Annotated in this window: 20 protein-coding genes; 9 read left to right on the top strand and 11 right to left on the bottom strand. The window is 71.1% G+C overall.

Annotation, left to right across the window (positions count from 1 at the left end; all coding sequences use genetic code 11):
- Nucleotides 1-47 precede the first annotated feature (47 nt).
- Complete coding sequence (locus O0235_RS04710; RefSeq protein WP_270057382.1) at nucleotides 48-608, top strand: RNA polymerase sigma factor; 561 nt, start codon at nucleotides 48-50, stop codon at nucleotides 606-608.
- On the top strand, nucleotides 605-1,330 hold the full coding sequence (locus O0235_RS04705; protein WP_270057381.1) for an anti-sigma factor: 726 nt from the start codon (nucleotides 605-607) through the stop codon (nucleotides 1,328-1,330). The genes O0235_RS04710 and O0235_RS04705 overlap by 4 nt, the downstream gene beginning before the upstream one ends.
- A gap of 8 nt (nucleotides 1,331-1,338) precedes the next feature.
- Here O0235_RS04705 and O0235_RS04700 read toward each other — a convergent pair whose 3' ends face one another.
- A complete protein-coding gene (locus O0235_RS04700) occupies nucleotides 1,339-2,022 on the bottom strand; it encodes a PIG-L deacetylase family protein (protein ID WP_270057380.1) in 684 nt (227 codons plus the stop codon).
- Between the two features lie 139 nt (nucleotides 2,023-2,161).
- Here O0235_RS04700 and lexA point away from each other — a divergent pair, with 139 nt between their 5' ends.
- Complete coding sequence (gene lexA, locus O0235_RS04695) at nucleotides 2,162-2,800, top strand: transcriptional repressor LexA (protein ID WP_270057379.1); 639 nt, start codon at nucleotides 2,162-2,164, stop codon at nucleotides 2,798-2,800.
- A gap of 52 nt (nucleotides 2,801-2,852) precedes the next feature.
- On the top strand, nucleotides 2,853-3,842 hold the full coding sequence (locus O0235_RS04690) for an ABC transporter ATP-binding protein (protein ID WP_270057378.1): 990 nt from the start codon (nucleotides 2,853-2,855) through the stop codon (nucleotides 3,840-3,842).
- On the opposite strand, the gene holA is transcribed toward O0235_RS04690, so the two are convergent.
- From holA to rdgB, 7 genes are all read right to left on the bottom strand, one after another.
- Complete coding sequence (gene holA, locus O0235_RS04685) at nucleotides 3,839-4,960, bottom strand: DNA polymerase III subunit delta (RefSeq protein WP_270057377.1); 1,122 nt, start codon at nucleotides 4,958-4,960, stop codon at nucleotides 3,839-3,841. The genes O0235_RS04690 and holA overlap by 4 nt on opposite strands.
- 34 nt (nucleotides 4,961-4,994) lie before the next feature.
- Nucleotides 4,995-6,578 carry a citramalate synthase gene (cimA, locus tag O0235_RS04680; RefSeq protein ID WP_270057376.1) on the bottom strand — a complete coding sequence of 528 codons (1,584 nt, stop codon included), beginning with the start codon at nucleotides 6,576-6,578 and terminating at the stop codon, nucleotides 4,995-4,997.
- 177 nt (nucleotides 6,579-6,755) lie between these two features.
- Entirely contained in the window at nucleotides 6,756-7,109 is a 354-nt protein-coding gene (locus O0235_RS04675) for a response regulator (RefSeq protein WP_270057375.1), read from the bottom strand.
- Nucleotides 7,106-7,789, bottom strand: coding sequence for a sensor histidine kinase (locus O0235_RS04670; RefSeq protein ID WP_270057374.1), 684 nt, complete (start codon nucleotides 7,787-7,789; stop codon nucleotides 7,106-7,108). The genes O0235_RS04675 and O0235_RS04670 overlap by 4 nt, the downstream gene beginning before the upstream one ends.
- Nucleotides 7,790-7,823: 34 nt before the next feature.
- Nucleotides 7,824-8,750 carry a lipoyl synthase gene (lipA, locus tag O0235_RS04665; RefSeq protein ID WP_270057373.1) on the bottom strand — a complete coding sequence of 309 codons (927 nt, stop codon included), beginning with the start codon at nucleotides 8,748-8,750 and terminating at the stop codon, nucleotides 7,824-7,826.
- A gap of 46 nt (nucleotides 8,751-8,796) precedes the next feature.
- Nucleotides 8,797-9,306: a hypothetical protein gene (locus tag O0235_RS04660; RefSeq protein ID WP_270057372.1), complete on the bottom strand. Its 510-nt coding sequence runs from the start codon at nucleotides 9,304-9,306 to the stop codon at nucleotides 8,797-8,799.
- On the bottom strand, nucleotides 9,303-9,926 hold the full coding sequence (gene rdgB, locus O0235_RS04655) for an RdgB/HAM1 family non-canonical purine NTP pyrophosphatase (RefSeq protein ID WP_270057371.1): 624 nt from the start codon (nucleotides 9,924-9,926) through the stop codon (nucleotides 9,303-9,305). Before rdgB ends, O0235_RS04660 begins: the two co-directional genes overlap by 4 nt.
- A gap of 95 nt (nucleotides 9,927-10,021) precedes the next feature.
- On the opposite strand from rdgB, the gene O0235_RS04650 reads away from it, so the two are divergent.
- Nucleotides 10,022-11,062, top strand: coding sequence for a zinc-binding dehydrogenase (locus tag O0235_RS04650; RefSeq protein ID WP_270057370.1), 1,041 nt, complete (start codon nucleotides 10,022-10,024; stop codon nucleotides 11,060-11,062).
- A gap of 55 nt (nucleotides 11,063-11,117) precedes the next feature.
- Nucleotides 11,118-12,836, top strand: coding sequence for a cation:proton antiporter (locus O0235_RS04645; RefSeq protein WP_270057369.1), 1,719 nt, complete (start codon nucleotides 11,118-11,120; stop codon nucleotides 12,834-12,836).
- Between the two features lie 99 nt (nucleotides 12,837-12,935).
- Here the strand turns inward: O0235_RS04645 and rplL are convergent, their stop codons facing one another.
- Together rplL and rplJ are read right to left on the bottom strand one after the other, a co-directional pair.
- Nucleotides 12,936-13,334: a 50S ribosomal protein L7/L12 gene (gene rplL, locus O0235_RS04640; RefSeq protein ID WP_270057368.1), complete on the bottom strand. Its 399-nt coding sequence runs from the start codon at nucleotides 13,332-13,334 to the stop codon at nucleotides 12,936-12,938.
- Nucleotides 13,335-13,379: 45 nt separating this feature from the next.
- Nucleotides 13,380-13,904, bottom strand: a complete 525-nt coding sequence (gene rplJ, locus O0235_RS04635; RefSeq protein WP_270057367.1) for a 50S ribosomal protein L10 — start codon at nucleotides 13,902-13,904, stop codon at nucleotides 13,380-13,382.
- 635 nt (nucleotides 13,905-14,539) lie between these two features.
- On the opposite strand from rplJ, the gene O0235_RS04630 reads away from it, so the two are divergent.
- The gene (locus tag O0235_RS04630) at nucleotides 14,540-14,752 is read left to right on the top strand and encodes a hypothetical protein (protein ID WP_270057366.1); all 213 of its coding nucleotides are present in this window, start codon (nucleotides 14,540-14,542) and stop codon (nucleotides 14,750-14,752) included.
- Nucleotides 14,742-15,242 carry a cyclic pyranopterin monophosphate synthase MoaC gene (moaC, locus tag O0235_RS04625; protein WP_270057365.1) on the top strand — a complete coding sequence of 167 codons (501 nt, stop codon included), beginning with the start codon at nucleotides 14,742-14,744 and terminating at the stop codon, nucleotides 15,240-15,242. The genes O0235_RS04630 and moaC overlap by 11 nt, the downstream gene beginning before the upstream one ends.
- Here moaC and O0235_RS04620 read toward each other — a convergent pair.
- Entirely contained in the window at nucleotides 15,224-15,841 is a 618-nt protein-coding gene (locus O0235_RS04620; RefSeq protein ID WP_270057364.1) for a nicotinate-nicotinamide nucleotide adenylyltransferase, read from the bottom strand. The genes moaC and O0235_RS04620 overlap by 19 nt on opposite strands.
- Before the next feature lie 109 nt (nucleotides 15,842-15,950).
- Here O0235_RS04620 and groL point away from each other — a divergent pair, with 109 nt between their 5' ends.
- The gene (gene groL, locus O0235_RS04615) at nucleotides 15,951-17,558 is read left to right on the top strand and encodes a chaperonin GroEL (protein WP_270057363.1); all 1,608 of its coding nucleotides are present in this window, start codon (nucleotides 15,951-15,953) and stop codon (nucleotides 17,556-17,558) included.
- Nucleotides 17,559-17,578 lie beyond the last annotated feature (20 nt).

Raw genomic sequence — 17,578 nt, 5'->3', positions numbered from 1 at the left:
GACCCCGCGCGTGATCACCTCCGCTTCGCCGAACGTACGATCTCGGCGTGAACGCCCTCGCCGACGATGTCTCCGCAGTCCGCGCGCTCGCCCGCGGTGATGATGCCGCCCTCGGCGCCCTCTACGACCGGTACAGCCGCCCCTGCTACGCCTTCGCCATCCGGATGCTCGGCTCCGAAGGAGATGCCGAGGAGGTCGTCCAGGAGACGTTTCTTCGCGCCTGGCGAAACGCCGGCGCCTACGACCCGGCGCGGGCCAGCGTCTCCAGCTGGCTCCTCGCCATCACCCGCAACCTGTGCATCGACGAACTCCGCCGGCGCCGCCGCAATCTGCCCGCAGCCCCGCTCGACGACGCCGTCCCGCTGCCAGCCAGCGAGCGGACCGAGGCCGCCGCCGAACTCGCGCTCGACCGGGAGCGCGTGCGCACCGCCCTCGCCAGTCTTCCCGGCGAGCAGCGCTCCGCCATCGAGCTGGTCTACTACCATGGGCTCACCAGCACCGAAGTCGGCCGCATCCTCGGGGTGCCGTCCCCGACCGTCCGCAGCCGCCTCCGGCTCGGACTCCTGAAGCTCGCCGGCATCCTTCGCCCGGGAGAACTCCGCTCATGACGCAGCCCGCCGGCCATCCCATCGAATTCCTGCCCGAACTCGCCCTCGGCGTCCTCGCCGGCGCCGAGGCCGAAGCCATCCGCGACCATCTCCAGTCCTGCAGCGCATGCGCGGAAGAGTTCGCCGAACTCGAGCGTGTCGCCGCCCTCCTCCCGCTCGCCGCCGAAGCTCCCGCACCGGAGCCCGGGCTGCGGGAAGCGCTCCTCCGGCGCGCCCGCAGCGAGCGGCCCCGCCGCCTGCGCCTCACTCCTCCCCGCTGGACGCTGGAGCTTGCGGCCGGCCTCCTCCTCCTCGCCGCCGGCAGCCTCCTCGGCTGGCTCGCCGCGCCCGGAAGCCCGGCAGGCCAAGCCTCCGACCTCGCCCGCAGGGACGCCCTCCTCGCCGCCGCTGCACGCGGCGACACCATCCGCGCGGGCGTCGCCGCCCCCGGCGGCATCAGCGCCAGCGTGCTCGTCGACCCCGCCGGCGGCCTCGCCATTGCCGTTCTCGATGGGCTCCCGCAGGCTCCCGAAGGCCGCACCTACCAGGGCTGGCTGCTCGAAGGCCAGGAAGCGCGGCCCGCGGGCCTCCTCCCCGGCGACGGAAGCCTCTTCCTCGCTCCCGGGGGCGACCTCCGCCGCTTCACGGCCTTCGCCGTCACGCTCGAGCCAGCCGGCGGCGCGCCCGCGCCCACCAGCGAGCCCCTCATCGTCGTGCCGCTCGCGCTTGCGGCCCGCCGCTGAAAGCTCTCTCAGAACTCCAGCGCCACCCGCCGGAACCGCTCCACGAATCGCCCGTCCGGCGTCCGCCACCGCTCCTGCGCGAACCGCGCCAGCTCCTCGCCCCGCCCGAACTGCGAAACGTGCGCCGAGAGCGACCACACCTTCCGCTCCAGCTGCGCCCCGATATCCACGTCGAAGTTCGGCGCATTCGTATTCCAGAGCAGCAGCTCGCGCACCCGCCACGGCTCCAGCCCTTCCGCCACCTGCTCCGGGAAGTTCAGGTGGTCCCGCGCTGCCGGGTACACCGCATCGAGCGCCGCCGCCCCCGTCGCCCGGTGGTCAGCGTGGTTGATGAACCGGTCCCGGATGATGAAGTCCGTCGGGTCGTGCGTCAGCACCGCCTCCGGTCGCACCTCCCGGATGACGCGGACCAGCGCGCCCACCAGCTCCCGCGAATACGCCAGCTCCCCGTCCTCGAAGCCCAGCAGCCGCGGCGGCGCCGTCCCCAGCCGGCGGCACGCCTCCGCCTGCTCCTCCCGCCGCAGCGCGATCAGCCGCTCGCGCGGCATCGAGCGGTCGGCCGTGCCCTTCGCTCCGTTCGTGGTCACCACCCAGTGCACCGTCCAGCCCGCCTCGATGAGCTGCAGCACGTACCCGCCGCAGCCCAGCTCCCCGTCGTCCGGGTGTGCCGCAATCACCAGCGCCACCGGCATGCCAGTCCCCTTCCGCAGTCCTCCCGATCGTCGCAGCCGCGCCGCCCTCGCGCGAGCCCGGCGTCCTGTTCCGAACACGTTTGACGATAAACCCGGCGATTTGTTACCGTTCCCGCGAACATCCGTTCGGACGGCGCCGATGACCACCCTTTCCCCCCGCCAGCAGCAAATCCTCGACTTCCTCCGGGCCTTCATCGAAGAGCACGACTACCCGCCCTCCATCCGCGACATCCAGGAGGGGTGTGGCATCTCCAGCACCTCCGTCGTCGACTACAACCTCCGCAAGCTCGAAGAAAAAGGGTTCATCCGCCGCGACCGCGAAATCTCCCGCGGCATCGAACTCCTCGGCGCCCGCGGCCGCCGCACCCGCATCGTCGAAGTCCCGCTCCTCGGCACCATCGCCGCCGGCCAGCCCATCCCCGTCCCCTCCTCCGACCGCTGGGCCGCCGACGCCGAAGACTACGTCCCCGTCACCGAAGAGATGGTCCGCGGCCGCACCAACGTCTTCGCCCTCAAAGTCCGCGGCAAATCCATGATCGAAGACCTCATCGACGACGGCGACATCGTCTTCCTCGAACCTGTCCGCCACGCCGACGACGGCGACCGTGTCGCCGTCTGGCTCAAAGACCGCGGCGAAGTCACCCTCAAGCGCATCTACCGCGAGAACGGCCGCATCCGCCTCCAGCCGGCCAACAGCGCCATGGAGCCCATCTACACCACGCCCGACAACGTCGAAATCCAGGGCCGCTTCATCTCCTCCATCCGCCCCAGCGAGTAGACTGTCCACCATCACCCCGTGCCGGGGAACCCTCGGCCGCCGGCAGGAACCCATGCCCCAGGCGCTCCTTGAGGTGCGCGACCTCTCCATCGAATACCGCGCCCGCGACGCCACCGTCTACGCCGTATCCGGTGTCTCCTTCCAGCTCGCACCCGGCGAAGTCCTCGCCATCGTCGGCGAATCCGGCTCCGGCAAGACGACCGTCGGCATGGCGATCCCCCGGCTCCTCCCCGGCGAGGCAGCCGTCACCGGCGGCGCCATCCGCCTCGGCGGCACCGACCTCCTGGCCCTCCACGATGCCGAACTCCGCAGCTACCGCGGCCGCCGCGTCGCCATGATCTTCCAGGACCCGGTCGCCGGCCTGAACCCCGTCATCGATATCGGCAGCCAGGTCGCCGAGATCCTCACCAGCCACCTCCAGCTCGACCGCAAAGAGGCCCGCCGCCGCGCCGTCGATCTCCTCTACCGCGTCGGCCTCGCCGAGCCCGAGCGCGTCGCCCGCGCCTACCCCTTCCAGCTCTCCGGCGGGATGTGCCAGCGGGTCATGATCGGCATCGCCACCGCGCTCGACCCCGAACTCATCATCGCCGACGAGCCGACCAGCGCCCTCGACGTCACCATCCAGGCCCAGATCCTCTACCAGCTCGAACGGCTCCGGCAGGAGCGCGGCACCGCCATCCTCCTCATCACCCACGACTTCGGCGTCGTCGCCCAGGTCGCCGACCGCGTCGCGGTGATGTACGCCGGGCGCATCGTCGAAGAAGGCCCGGTGCGGGAGATGCTGAAGCAGCCGCTGCACCCGTACAGCCACGCGCTGCTGGCCACCCTGCCCCGGGTCGACGGCGCCCGGGCGCACCTCCACCAGATCCCGGGCCAGCCGCCCGAGCTGACCCGCCCCGCCGAGCGCTGTCCCTTCCTCCCCCGCTGCCCGAAAGCGCTCAGCCGCTGCCGGCAGGAGCCGCCGCCCCTGCTCGAGCAGCCGGGGGGCGCCACCCACCGCGTCGCCTGCTACAACCCCGTCTGGCAGGACGCCGCCGGCTAGCGCCGCCCGCCCCGGCCCGCCGCCAGCGGCCCCCGCACCGGCGCCAGGGCCGCCAGCCGGGCAAACGCCGCCTCCAGCGCCGTGTCCTCGTCCATCTCGTTCGTCTTGTGCGCCCGGTCCGCTTCGACGAGGATGGCGAACGCCTCTCTCACCGCCGCCGTCCCGTGCCGGCGCGCCCGCTGGATGGCCGCCTGCTTCAGGTTTGCGAACCGCGCCACGTTGCCGAGCTGTTTGTCGATGTCCGCCTCCGGCGCGCCCTCTTCGATCAGCGCCGCGAGCGCCCCGAGCGACCGGTACCGCTCGACCACGGCGCCGAGGATGCCCTGTCCCGATTCACCCAGCGCCAGCCGCCGCCGCAGCATCTCCAGCGCCGTGCCGAGGTCGCCGTCCATGAGCGCGTCCACCATCCGGAAGTGGTCCGGCTCCCGCTCGCCGGCGCACACCCGCATCACATCGAGCACGGTCACCTCGCGCCCCATCGCCCAGAGCGCCAGCTTGTCGAGTTCGTTCGCGATGAGGAGCGTGTTCCCGCCCAGGATGCCCGCCAGGTAGGCGGTCGGGTCCGTCTCCGGCGGCGGCTCCTCGCCCGGCAGCAGCTCCTCCCGCCGGGGCGCGCCCGCGCGGAAGCGGATGCCCCGCACCGCCGCCTCCTCCCGGATGTACCGCTGCCGGTCCTGCAGCTTCGCCAGGGCAGGGTAGTGCTCCACCTGCGCGCCCGGCACCTTCTTCAGCAGCTGGACCAGCGGGTTCGCGTCCGTCACCTGCCGCATCTGCTGCTCGGCGAGGAACGGCCGCCCGAGGAAGACGATGAGCGAGGTCGGCGGCACCCGTTCGAGCAGGGCCGGCAGCTCGGCCCACGCCCCCGGCGCGCGGGCGCCGCGCGCCCCGCCCCGCGGCTCGTACCGCGCCAGCAGGTGCTCCACGATGACCAGCCGCAGCGGCGCGAGGAACGGCGGCGCCATCGCCGGCGCGACGACGTCTGCCGGCTTCAGGTCGCGCCCCTCCAGCTCCGCCAGGTTGTGGAGGAGCATCCCGGTGCCGCCGTCGGCCTCCGCTTTCAGCTCGCGCAGCCGCCGCCGGATCGCCGCCTCGTCGCCGCCGTAGAGCAGTAGGATCACGCGCCGAAGCCTACCGCAGCCGGCCTTCGCCCGCTCACCCTTCGGTCGTCAGGGCGTATTCGAGCGCGTCCGCCAGCGCCAGCCAGCTCGCCTCGATGATGTCCGTCGACGAGCCGACCGTCGTCCAGTGCCGCGTCCCGTCCGTGCTCTCGATGAGCACGCGCACCCGCGCTCCCGTCGCCGACTGGCTGTCGAGGATGCGCACCTTGTAGTCGACGAGCTTCACCTGCTCGAGCTGCGGGAAGAGCGGGTTGAGCGCCTTCCGCACCGCGCCGTCGAGCGCATTCACCGGCCCGTTGCCCTCGTGCGCCGTGTGGATGGTTTCGCCGTTGATGGTCAGCTTCACCATCGCCTCGGCGAGCATCTCGTTCCCGCCGTCGCCCTTCCGAACGCGCCGCCGCTCCACGATGACGAAGTCCTCCAGTTCGAACGGCGGCCGGTAGCCCGGCAGGCTCCGCCGCACCAGCATCTCGAAGCTCGCTTCCGCGCCTTCGTACTGGTAGCCCTGCGCCTCCCGCTCCTTCACCAGTTCGAGCAGCCGCTTGATCTCGTCCTGTGAGAGGAAATCGAGCCCGGCCTCCTTCAGCTTCATCACGAGGTTCCGCTGGCCCGAAAGCTCCGAAACGAGCACCCGCGACCGGTTGCCCACCAGCGCCGGGTCCACGTGCTGATACGCCTTCTCGTCTTTGATGATGCCCGCGACGTGGTAGCCCGCCTTGTGCGCGAACGCCGCGGCGCCCACGTACGGCGTCTGCGGGTTGAGCGCCATGTTCGCCAGCTCGGCCACGTAGTTCGCCACCTCCGTCAGCCGCGCCAGCTGCTCGTCCTCCAGCACGTCGATGCCGTACTTCAGCTTCAGGTTCGCCGCGATGGTCAGGATGTCGGCGTTCCCGCACCGCTCGCCGTAGCCGTTCACGCAGCCCTGCACCTGCCACACCCCCGCTTCCACCGCGTGGAGCGAATTCGCCACCGCGAGCCCGGCATCGTTGTGAAGGTGGATGCCGAGCCGCACGTCCTTCACCCGCTGCTGCACCGCCTCCAGCGCCCGCAGCATCGACCGCGTCGTCATCCCGCCGTTCGTATCGCACAGGACGAGCGCATCCGCCCCTGCGCGCGCCGCCGTTACGAGGCACTGCAGCGAATAGTCCGGGTCGCCGTAGAACCCGTCGAAGAAGTGCTCGGCGTCGAAGAACACCGTCTTCCCGAGCTGTTTGAAGTAGCGGACCGTGTCCGCGATCATCGCCAGGTTCTCTTCCGGCGTCGTCTCGAGGATGTCGGTGACCTGGTAGAGGCTCGCCTTGCCGACGAGCGTCACGCCCGGCGTATCGGCCGCCACCATGCTCTGGATGTTGGCGTCGGCCTCGCAGGTGGTGTTCGGCTTGCGGGTGCCGCCGAAGGCGCTCACCTTCGCGTGCCGCAGCTTCACCTCCCGCAGCCGGCGGAAGTACTCGGCATCCTTCGGGTTCGAACCCGGGAAGCCGCCCTCGATCCACTCGAAGCCGAGCTCGTCCAGCTTCTTCGTGATCCGGATCTTGTCTTCGACCGAGAGCGAAATCCCCTCCATCTGCGAACCGTCGCGGAGGGTCGTGTCGTACAGCTGCACCTGGTCAGTAGGCATAGGAATCCCTTTCTCCAACGCGTGGGCGAACGCCGGGCGGAACGAACCGGGTTGGGAAAGGCGCTAAATCGCACCCCCGCGCGATGGACGCGGGGTTGTTCTCACCTGGGGCCGGTCGGCCGGACTCACGTCTCCCATGCTATCACGCCAAACGCACCGTTCCGCAAACGTTCGCAGCTAGGCCACGAACGAATTGACGGCCCGCTCCAGCTCGTCGAGGTCGAACGGCTTCGGCAGGATCGTGGCCACCCGCCGCGACCGCGGGTCGTCCGCTTCCAGCACCCCTTCGCCGGTCATCAGCACGACGGGCGGGCCGGGCTCGCTGGCTGCTTCGATCGCCGCCACCACCCGCATGCCGTCGCCGTCCGCCAGGTGCAGGTCGAGCAGCACGAGGTCGAACCGCTCCCGCTCCAGCAGCTCCACCGCTTCCGCTGCCGAGGCGCACCACGCCACGTCGTGCCCGTTGTTCACCAGCACCTGCCGGATGAGGCGGGAAATGGTGCGCTCGTCTTCGGCGAGCAGGATCTTCATCGCGCGTTGCCACCTCCGCCGCCACCGGTTTCGCCCAGCGGCAGCACGACGGCCGCGCGGGCGAAACGTTCGCGACGTTCGCAGTGTACGGAGCCGCCCATCGCGACGACAAGCTGCCGGGCGCGAAAGTAGGAGAAACCCGCATCCGCCGCGATCGGCCGGAGTTCGCCGCTCCGGGAGCCGCTCGCGAGTTCGATGACCGCGGCCCCGGGCTCCAGCCGCGCCGCCAGCCGGACCACGCCGCTCCCGTCGCCCACCCGGTTCACCGACCGGGCCAGCCCGGCGATCGCCCGCACCAGCCTGGCCGCGTCCCACGGCCCCTCCACGCCCGGCACAGGGCCGCCCTCCAGCCGCGGCGCGCCGCCGAGCAGCTCCGCCGCCGCCGCGACGGCTGCCCCGAGGTCGCACGGCCCGGGCGCCAGCGTCAGCTTGCCGCGCTCCAGCCGCGACATCTCCTGCAGGTCGTCGGCCAGCGCCTGGAGGTCATCGACCGACGCGAGCAGCATCTCCGCGAGCTCGCGGTCGAGCCGCAGCCCGGCGTCCCCATCGGCGCCCCGCTTCGCCAGTTCGATGACCATCCGGATCGAAGTCAGGGGCGTGCGGATTTCGTGGGCGAAGGCGCCCATCGCCTCCCGGCGCAGGGTTTCGGCATCCGGCTCTGCCGGCCACGCGTCGCTCATGCTCCCCCCGGTGGCGGCGCGTCCCGCCGCGCCGTCATCCGCCCGCCGGGTCCGCCCCGCGGACGGTGAGCGGAATCATACCGGCTCCCGCGGCATCGCTGCGCGCGGCGACGGCCTGCTCCTCCGCGTGGTACGAGCTCCGCACCAGCGGCCCGGCCTCCACGTGCCGGAACCCCATCGCCAGCGCGGCCTCCCGCAGCTCCTCGAACTCCGGCGGCTCCCAGTAGCGCGCGACCGGCAGATGCGCCGGCGTCGGCCGCAGGTACTGCCCCACCGTCAGGATGTCGACGCCGGCCGCGGCGAGGTCCCGGAACACGGCCAGCAGCTCCTCCCGCGTTTCGCCCAGCCCCACCATCAGGCCGCTCTTCGTCAGCGCCCCGGGGTCCAGCTCCTTCGCCCGACGCAGCACCCGGAGCGACCGCTCGTACACCGCCTGCGGCCGCACCTGCCGGTAGAGCCGGGGCACCGTCTCGGTGTTGTGGTTGAGGATCTCCGGCCGCGCCGCCATCACCGCCGCCAGCGCATCCTCGTCGCCCTTGAAGTCCGGGATGAGCACCTCGAACGTGGTGCCCGGCGAGAGCCGACGGCCCCAGCGAATCGTCTCTGCGAACATCCGCGCGCCGCCGTCCGGCAGTTCATCCCGGTTCACGCTGGTGATGACCGCATGCCGCAGCCCCATCCGCTGGATGGCGAGCGCCACCCGCCGCGGCTCGTCCGTGTCGAGCGTCCCCGGCCGGCCCGTCTTCACCGCGCAGAAGCCGCAGGAGCGCGTGCAGGTATCGCCGAGAATCATGAACGTCGCCGTCCCGCGTCCCCAGCACTCGCCGATATTCGGGCAGCGCGCCTCTTCGCAGACCGTGTGCAGCTCGCTGTCGCGCAGCAGGGCCAGCAGCTCGCCGAAGCGCGGCGACGCGGGAAAGCGGACCTTCAGCCACGGCGGCCGGGGGCCTGCACCGTCCACGCTTTCGAGCGTAGCACGCCGCGCAAGCGCTGCTCCGCGCCGCCGCTCACGGCGCCGCGTTCGCCGCCGCCTCCACCGCATCGAGCTTCGCATCGACCCCCGCATACCACTCCCGGTACTGCGAGACGTTCCGCGTCCGGACCGCCTCCCGCCCCGCCGCCGTGTGCGCGATGAGCGCGTCGAGCGCCGCGTCGACCCCCGCCTTCCACGCGGCCAGCCGGTCCGTCGGCGCCGGCAGCCCGCGCAGCTCCCGCGCGAGGCAGAGCGTCCGGTCCGCGTAGGCGGCGAAATCCGGCCGGAACGTCTCCCGCCGGTAGAATGTCTCGTTCGGGTAGACCTCCCGCAGCCGCTCCCGCGCCTGCTCCAGTTCGCGCGCGCCGGCCCGGATGCGCCCCACGAACGCCTGCGGCGAGACCGTCCCCGGCGCCGCCCTGCTCGTCGGCAGCGCCTGCGGCGAGGGACAGGCCGTCTCCGCCGGGAAATTGCTGTCGGGCGTCCCGCAGCCGGCCAGCGCGAACGCCGCCAGCCCGGCTGCAACCGCCGCCCGCAGCCTCACCCGCCCGCCTCCCGCGCGAGCCACGCGAGCGCTGCCCGCACGGCGATCCCGCGGTGGCTGATCGCGTCCTTCTCCTCGTCGGTCAGCTCGGCCTGCGTTCGCCCGTCCGGCAGTTCGAACACGGGGTCGTAGCCGAAGCCCCGCCCGCCGCGCGGCGCGAACCCGATGCGGCCCTCCTCCACGCCCTCGAAGGTGACGGCCGGCCGGCCGGCCGCCTGCGGCCAGGCGAGCGCCACCACCGCCCGGTAGCGCGCCGTCCGCTGCTCCGCGGGCACGCCCGCCAGCCGCTCCAGCAGCAGCGCCGTCCGCCCGGCATCGTCCAGCCCCGGCCCGCCGAACCGCGCGGAGTACATCCCCGGCCCGCCGCCGAGCGCATCGACTTCGATGCCCGAGTCATCGGCCAGCGCCAGCGCCCCGGCCGCGTCCGCGCACGACTGCGCCTTTTTCACCGCGTTCTCCGCGTAGCTTGCGCCGTCTTCCACGACGTCGAAGGCGATGCCCAGCTCACGCGGCGTCACGACCGCCCAGCCCGCCGGCTCGATGAGCCGCCGGAACTCCCGCACCTTGCCCGGGTTGTTCGTCGCCAGCACGATGCGCCGCCGCGCGCGCTCGGAGTCCACAGGATGAGTGTCGGCCACGTCCCGCCCGGCGGGCAATCGGGCAGGTCCCTGTGGTACATTCCCGCGCGCGAAACTTCGCACGAGGCAAAACGTCCATGCGCGCCATGGTGCTCCGCGGCAAGACCCTCGCCGTCGAAACCCTCGATGTCCCCGAGCCGGGCCCCGGTCAGGTCCTCGCCCGCGTCCTCGCCTGCGGCATCTGCGGCTCCGACCTCCACGCCGCGAAGTACCTCGACGACATGATCGCCGCCGCCCGCCGCTCCGGCTCCACCCAGTGGGACGACTCGGTCGCGACGGCCGGCATGGTGATGGGCCACGAGTTCGTCGCGGAAGTCGTCAAGGCCGGCGCCGGCGCGGAGGCCTGGGAGCCCGGCACCCGCGTCACCTCCATCCCCGTCATGATCGACCCCTCCTCGCCAACCGGGATGGCCGCCATCGGCTACAGCACGAAGTTCCCCGGCGCCTACGGCGAATACGTCCTCATGAGCGCGCCTCTGCTCCTCCGCGTGCCCGACGGCCTCCCCGACGAGGTCGCCGCCACCACCGAACCGTGCGCCGTCGGCCTCCACGCCGTCCGGGAGGCCCGGATGCAGCCCGGCGAGACCGCCCTCGTCATGGGCGCCGGCCCCATCGGCCTCATGACGCTGCTCTGGCTCAAGCACGACGGCGTCCCGCACGTCGCCGTCTCCGAGCTCTCCGCCGAGCGCCGCGAACTCGCCCGTAAGCTGGGCGCCGACCTCATCATCGACCCGCGCGAAACCCCCGTGCTCGAAGCCATCCAGCAGGCGACCGGCCGGCCCGCGCCCCCGGTCGTCTTCGAATGCATCGGCGTCGAAGGCACCCTCCAGCAGGCGATGGACCTCGTCGACCGCATGGGCCGCGTCATCGTCGTCGGCGTTTGCATGCAGGAAGACCGCATCATGCCGATGGTCGGCATCAACAAGCAGCTCACCCTGAAGTTCGTCCTCGGCTACACCCCGGCCGAGTACGCGGAGGCGCTCGATGCGCTCGGCAGGAAAGCGGTCGATACCTCCCCCCTCATCACCCGGGTCATCGGCCTCGATGAGCTGCCCGCCGCCTTCACCGCCCTCGCCGACCCCCGCGACTGCAAGGTCATCGTGATGCCGTCGCGCTGAGCCGCCCTCCCGCTGGCCGGGCGGCCCGCCGGGCTGCTAGGCTACAGCTCCCCACGTGGAGGACTTCTCGCTCATCACTGCGATCGCGATAGCCCTCGGCCTCGCAGCGGCCGGGGGCTTTCTTGCGCGCTCGCTCCGCCTCTCCCCCATCGTCGGCTACCTCGCCGCGGGGCTCATCATCTCCCCGGTCACCCCCGGCTACCGCACCGACCCGGCCGCCATCGCCCAGCTCGCAAACATCGGCGTCATCTTCCTGATGTTCGGCGTCGGCCTCCACTTCAACCTCCGCGACCTCATGGCCGTGCGGACCATCGCCATTCCCGGCGCGGTCATCCAGGTCGTCGCGGCCAGCGCCTTCGGCACTGGCGTCGGCCTCGCCTTCGGCCTCCCCTGGCGCGAAGCGCTCGTCCTCGGCCTCGCCATCAGCATCGCCTCGACCATCATCCTCATCCGCACGCTCGAAGACCGCGGCCTGCTCGGCACCATCCACGCCCGCGTCGTCATCGGCTGGCTCATCGCGCAGGACATCATCACCGTCGTCGCCCTCGCCATCCTCCCCACGCTCGGCCACGCGGACAACGGTCCCATCTGGCAAAGCGTCGCCTTCGCCGTCGGCCGGGCCGCCGTCTTCGTCGCCGTCATGCTGGTCTTCGGCGCGCGCCTCCTCCCCTACCTCCTCTCCCTCGTCGCCCGCACCGGCTCCCGCGAGCTGTTCGTGCTCGCCTTCGTCGCCGCCGCGCTCGGCATCGCCGCCAGCGCCGCCGCCTTCGGCCTCTCCATCGCGCTCGGTGCCTTCATCGCCGGCGTCGCGGTCTCCGAAACCGAGACCTCCCACCAGGTCGCCGCCGACGTCGTCCCCTTGCGCGATGCCTTCGCCGTCCTCTTCTTCGTCTCCGTCGGGATGCTCCTCGACCCCGACATCGTCCGCGCCAACAAAGCGCTCTTTCTCGCCGTCCTCGGCTCCGTCCTGTTCGTCAACGCGGCCATCGCCTTCGTCGTCGCGGCCGTCTTCCCCTTCCCCGGCCGCACTGCCCTCGTCGTCGGCGCCGGGCTCGCCCAGCTCGGCGAATTCACCTTCATCGTCGGCTCCGAAGGCCTCCGCGAAGGCCTCATGAGCGACGAAACCTACGCCATCATCCTCGCCGTCGCCGCCATCTCCATCGTCATCAACCCGTTCGCGTTCAGTACCCTCGACGCCATCGAAAGCGTCCTCCGCCGGCTCGGCCCGGTCTGGCGGTTCGTCGACCGGCAGGGCGATATCCCGGAGCCCGATGTGCCCCGCTCCGGCCACGTCGTCATCGTCGGCTACGGAAGGGTCGGGGAGCTCACGGGCCACGCTCTCGCCCAGCTCGGCATTCCGTTCGCCGTCATCGAAGTCAACCTCGAACGCGCCCGCGCCCTCAACGAGGCCGGCATCCCCACCATCTGGGGCGACGCCGGCACCCGCGAGGTGCTCGAGCGCAGCAGCATCGAGCACGCGCGCGCCGTCTGCATTACCGTCCCCGACGAAAGCACCGCCTTCGTCGCTACCGCCACTGCCCGGGCCCTGAACCCCGCTGTTCCCATCCTCGTCCGCGCCCGCACCGGCGGCGAAATCCGCCCCCTGCGCGAACTCGGCGCGAACGAGGTCGTCGTCCCCGAGTACGAAGGCGGGCTCGAAATTATGCGCCAGGCTCTCTGCGTCCTCGGCTTCGACCCGCAGGAGGCGCTCCACCTCAGCAACGCCGTCCGCGACATCCACTACCAGGCCGAGGCCCACGACCACCCCATCTGAAGCCGGGCCCCGGCGCGCGCAGCCGGGACACGACGCAAAAGAACGGGCCCGGTCGCCGGACCGGGCCCGCTGGCATGCGCCCTGCCTCGCGGCGGGGCGTTACTCGATTTCGACGACGGCGCCGGCTTCGGTCAGCTTCGCCTTGATCTGCTCCGCCTCTTCCTTGCCGATGCCTTCCTTCACCTTCGTCGGCGCGGCCTCGACGAGGTCCTTCGCCTCCTTCAGGCCGAGGCCGCTGATGACCTCGCGGATCGCCTTGATGACGTTGATCTTGTTGTCACCGAAGCTCTTCAGGATGACGTTGAACTCGGTCTTCTCTTCCTCGGCCGCAGCCGCGGGGGCCGCGCCGCCGGCCGCCGGGGCCGCGCCGGCCGCGACGACCATCGGCGCCGCCGCCGTGATGCCGAACTCCTCCTCGATCGCCTTGTTCAGGTCGCGGAGCTCGAGGATCGTCATCCCCTTGATGATTTCCAGCACTTCTTCAACTTTCGAAGCCATCGTTCTCTCCTCGTGATTCCTTTCGTGCGGTGGTCGCTGGCGGCCTCAGGCCGATTCCAGCTGCTTGGCCCGGGCATCGATGAGCCCGGCGAAGTTCCGGATGGTCGACTGCAGCAGCCCGGAGAACTGGTAGAGCGGCGACTGCAGCTTGCTCACCACGTCCGCGATGAGCTGCTCCTTCGGCGGCATCGTGGCGAGGCTTTCGACTTCGGCCCGGCTGAGCACCCGGCCTTCGAGCCAGCCGCCGTGCACCTCGATGTTCAGGCGCTTGCTGCGCAGGTGCTCCGTGAGCGCCTTGACGGGCCCGATCGGGTCATCGAAGCCGAAGACCAGCGCCGTCGGCCCCTTCACGATCTCCGCCATCTCGGCCCGGCCGGCTTCCTTCGCCGCCATCGCCGCAAGCGTGTTCTTCACGACTTTCACTTCCGCGCCCGTCGGGCGGAGCGCCCGGCGCAGTTCGGTGATTTGCGCGACCGTCAGCCCACGATAGTCGGCGCTCACCGCAATCGAGGCCCGCGCCATGCGGTCCTTCACCTCGGCGAGCATCTCGACCTTCCGTGGAGTCGGCATACCCTCCTCCTTCACTCGACTGGCGGCGGGCGCTGCGCCCGCCATAGGCTCAGCCGTCGCACGCGCAGGAACCAAAAAACCCTGCCGCCGCGGCAGGGTCCACACCCCGGCCGCGCAGGCACACGGCCCCGCGCCGGGTTCACCACTGCCTCGGCAGGCGCCTTTCGGCATTCTCCCCGCGCCCCCGGGATGGGGACGCGTCGCATTGGGACCTGCGGTCTCAGGCTCTTCGACTGTCCTCCATACCCTATCGGCATCGCGCCCAACGGACAAACCGGGGGCGGGAGAAAGGGAGAAAGGGAGAAGGGAGAAGGGAGAAGGGGAGAAGGGGAGAAGGGGAGAAGGGGAGAAAGGGAGAAAGGGAGAAAGGGAGAAGGGCGAAGGGTCTCCCTGTCGAACCTCCCAACTCCCGGCTCCCAACTTCGTAGCCGCGGGGCTCCGTCCCCGCGGAGGGCCGGTGAGGCCCACCCGAACCTTCGCTTCACCCTCCCCGTCTCCCGCTTCCCTCCTCCCGCCTCCCAACTCCCAACTCCCAGCTCCCAGCTCCCAACTCCCTTCTCCCAACTCCCAGCTCCCAGCTCCCAACTCCCAACTCCCAGCTCCCAACTCCCTTCTCCCTCCCCTACACTCTCCCCATGGCCGACCCCCTCCGCGAACGGTTCGAAGCCGAGCGCCGGCGCACCGCGTTCCTCTCCTTCCTCGCCGGGGCCGGCATCGGCATCATCGCCGCGGACACCTGGGTCTCGCACTGGCTCGGCGTCCCGGGCGGCCTCGCCGTCGGCGCCGTCGCCTACGGGGTCACCTACGGCTACGACACCCTCATGTGGCGGAGGCGCCATGGCCGGTGAGCTCTCCCACCTCGATGAGCGCGGCGCCGCCCGCATGGTCGACGTCTCCGCCAAGGCCGACACCGTGCGCGAGGCCGTCGCCGAGGCGCTGGTCGTCATGCAGCCCGCCACGCTCCGCCTCATCCTCGAAGGAGCCGTCCCCAAGGGCGACGTCATCGCCGCGGCCCGCATCGCCGGCATCATGGCCGCGAAGAAGACCCCGGACCTCATCCCGCTCTGCCACCCGCTGCCGATCACCGGCGCCGCGCTCGAGTTCGAACCCCTCGGCGACGACACCCTCCGCATCGAGGCGGCCGTCCGCACGACGGGCAAGACCGGCGTCGAAATGGAGGCGCTCACCGCCGCCGCTGTCGCTGCCCTCACCATCTACGACATGTGCAAGGCGGCGGAGAAAGGCATCCGCATCGAAGGCCTCCGCCTCCTCGAGAAGCGCGGCGGCAAGAGCGGCGACTGGCGCGCAGATGCGCCGGGTCAGCCCCCGCCGCGGTAGAGGCCCCGTTCGGCGATGAACGCCTCCACGGCCGCGGGCACGAGGTAGCGGGTCGGCTGCCCGGCCCGGACCCGCGCCCGGATGAGCGTCGAGCTGACATCGAGCCGCGGCATCGCCACCCGCTCGAACCCCGGCGGGGCCGGTGCGTCCCCCTTCTCCGCCACCGCCACCCGCGCGAGCGCCCGGATGCGGCCCGGCTCGCGCCAGTTCGGCAGGTCGGCCGCCGCGTCGCTCCCCAGCACCAGCACGAGCTCCTCCCAGCCCTCCGCCCGGAGCGCCTCCAGCGTCTCGACCGTGTAGCTCGGCCCCGGCCGCGCCACCTCCCGCCCGTCCGCGGCGAAGGCCGGGTTCCCGGCGATGGCCAGCCGCACCATCTCCAGCCTCAGCTCGCCCGGTGTGACGGCGCGCCGCTCCGCCGGCCCCCCGGCCCGCGCGTTCTCCGGCGTCGGTGTCCCCGACTTCCGGTACGGGTCGCCCGCCGGGACGAACAGCACCCGCGCCGCGCCGAACTGCCAGCGGGCGCACTCCCCCAGCACGAGGTGGCCGATGTGGGGCGGGTCGAACGTTCCCCCGACGATCACCAGCGGCCCCGGCGGCATGCCCGCAGTCTCGCCCGCGGCCGCCGCCCCCCGCAACCGTTAGCACTCATTGACAGGGAGTGCTAATATACGGGTCGCAGACCACACACCCCCCTGCGAAGAGGTATCCATGGCAAAGCAGCTGCTCTTCGATGAAGAAGCCCGGCATTCCCTGAAGCGCGGCATCGACGCCCTCGCCGATGCCGTCAAGATCACCCTCGGGCCCAAGGGCCGCAACGTCGTCCTCGATAAGAAGTTCGGCGCCCCCACCATCACCAACGACGGCGTCACCATCGCCAAGGACATCGAGCTCGAAGACCCCTTCGAGAACATCGGCGCCCAGCTCGCCAAGGAGATCGCCTCCAAGACCAACGACATCGCGGGTGACGGCACCACCACCGCCACCGTCCTCGGCCAGGCCATCGTCCAGGAAGGCCTGAAGAACGTCGCCGCCGGCGCCAACCCGATGGCCCTCAAGCGCGGCCTCGAAGCCGGCGCCGCCGCCCTCGTCGAAGCCATCAAGAAGAACTCCATCAAGGTCACCGAGCGCGCCCAGATGGCGCAGGTCGCCACCATCTCCGCCAACAACGACCCCGCCATCGGCGAACTCATCGGCGAGTGCATGGAGAAGGTCGGCAAGGACGGCGTCATCACCGTCGAAGAGTCCAAGTCCATCCAGACCGAAGTCGAATACGTCGACGGCATGGCCTTCGACCGCGGCTACATCTCCCCCTACTTCGTCACCAACCCCGAGCGGATGGAAGCCGTCGTCGAAGACCCCTACATCCTCATCACCGATAAGAAGCTCTCCTCCGTCCAGGAGATCCTCCCCGTCCTCGAGCGCATCCTGCAGGTCACCAAGAACCTCGTCATCATCTGCGGCGACCTCGAAGGCGAAGCCCTCGCCACCCTCGCCGTCAACAAGCTCCGCGGCACCCTCAACGTCCTCGCCGTCAAGGCGCCCGGCTTCGGCGACCGGCAGAAGGACAACCTCGGCGACATCGCCGTCCTGACCGGCGGCCAGGTCATCTCCGAGGAGATCGGCCGCACCCTCGAAAGCGTTGACATCAGCGACCTCGGCCGCGCCCGCCGCGTCGTCTCCACCAAGGAAGAGACGACCATCATCGAGGGCAAGGGCAAGAAGAAGGACATCGACGCCCGCATCGCCCAGATCCGCGCCATCCTCGAAGAAGCCAAGAGCGACTGGGACCGCGAAAAGGCCCAGGAGCGCCTCGGCAAGCTCGCCGGCTCCGTCGCCGTCATCAAGGTCGGCGCCGCCACCGAAGTCGAGCTGAAGGAGAAGAAGCACCGCGTCGAGGACGCCCTCAGCGCCACCCGCGCGGCCGTCGAAGAAGGCATCGTCGCCGGCGGCGGTGTCGCCCTGATCAACGCCGCGCCCGCGCTCGACAAGCTGAAGCTCGAAGGCGATGAGGCCACCGGCGTCCGCATCCTCCGCCGCGCGCTCGAAGAGCCGCTCCGCCGCATCGCCATCAACGCCGGCAAGGACGGCTCCGTCATCGTCGAAGAGGTCAAGAAGCTCCCCAAGGGCCACGGCTACGACGCCGCCAAGGACGAGTTCGGCGACATGGTCGCCAAGGGCATCATCGACCCGGCCAAGGTGACCCGCTCCGCCGTCGAGAACGCGGTCTCCATCGCCGCTATGGTGCTCACCACCAACTGCCTCGTCACCGAAAAGCCCGAGGAGAAGCAGGCCCCGGCCGCGCCGCCGATGTACTAGGCGGCCAGCGCGCCCAGCGC

It is taken from the genome of Tepidiforma flava (assembly GCF_027594505.1).
In the GTDB taxonomy this organism is placed as follows: Bacteria; Chloroflexota; Dehalococcoidia; order Tepidiformales; family Tepidiformaceae; genus Tepidiforma; species Tepidiforma flava.
The sequence above is the reverse complement of the archived record's forward strand: the minus strand, read 5'-3'. Positions and strand labels throughout refer to the sequence as shown.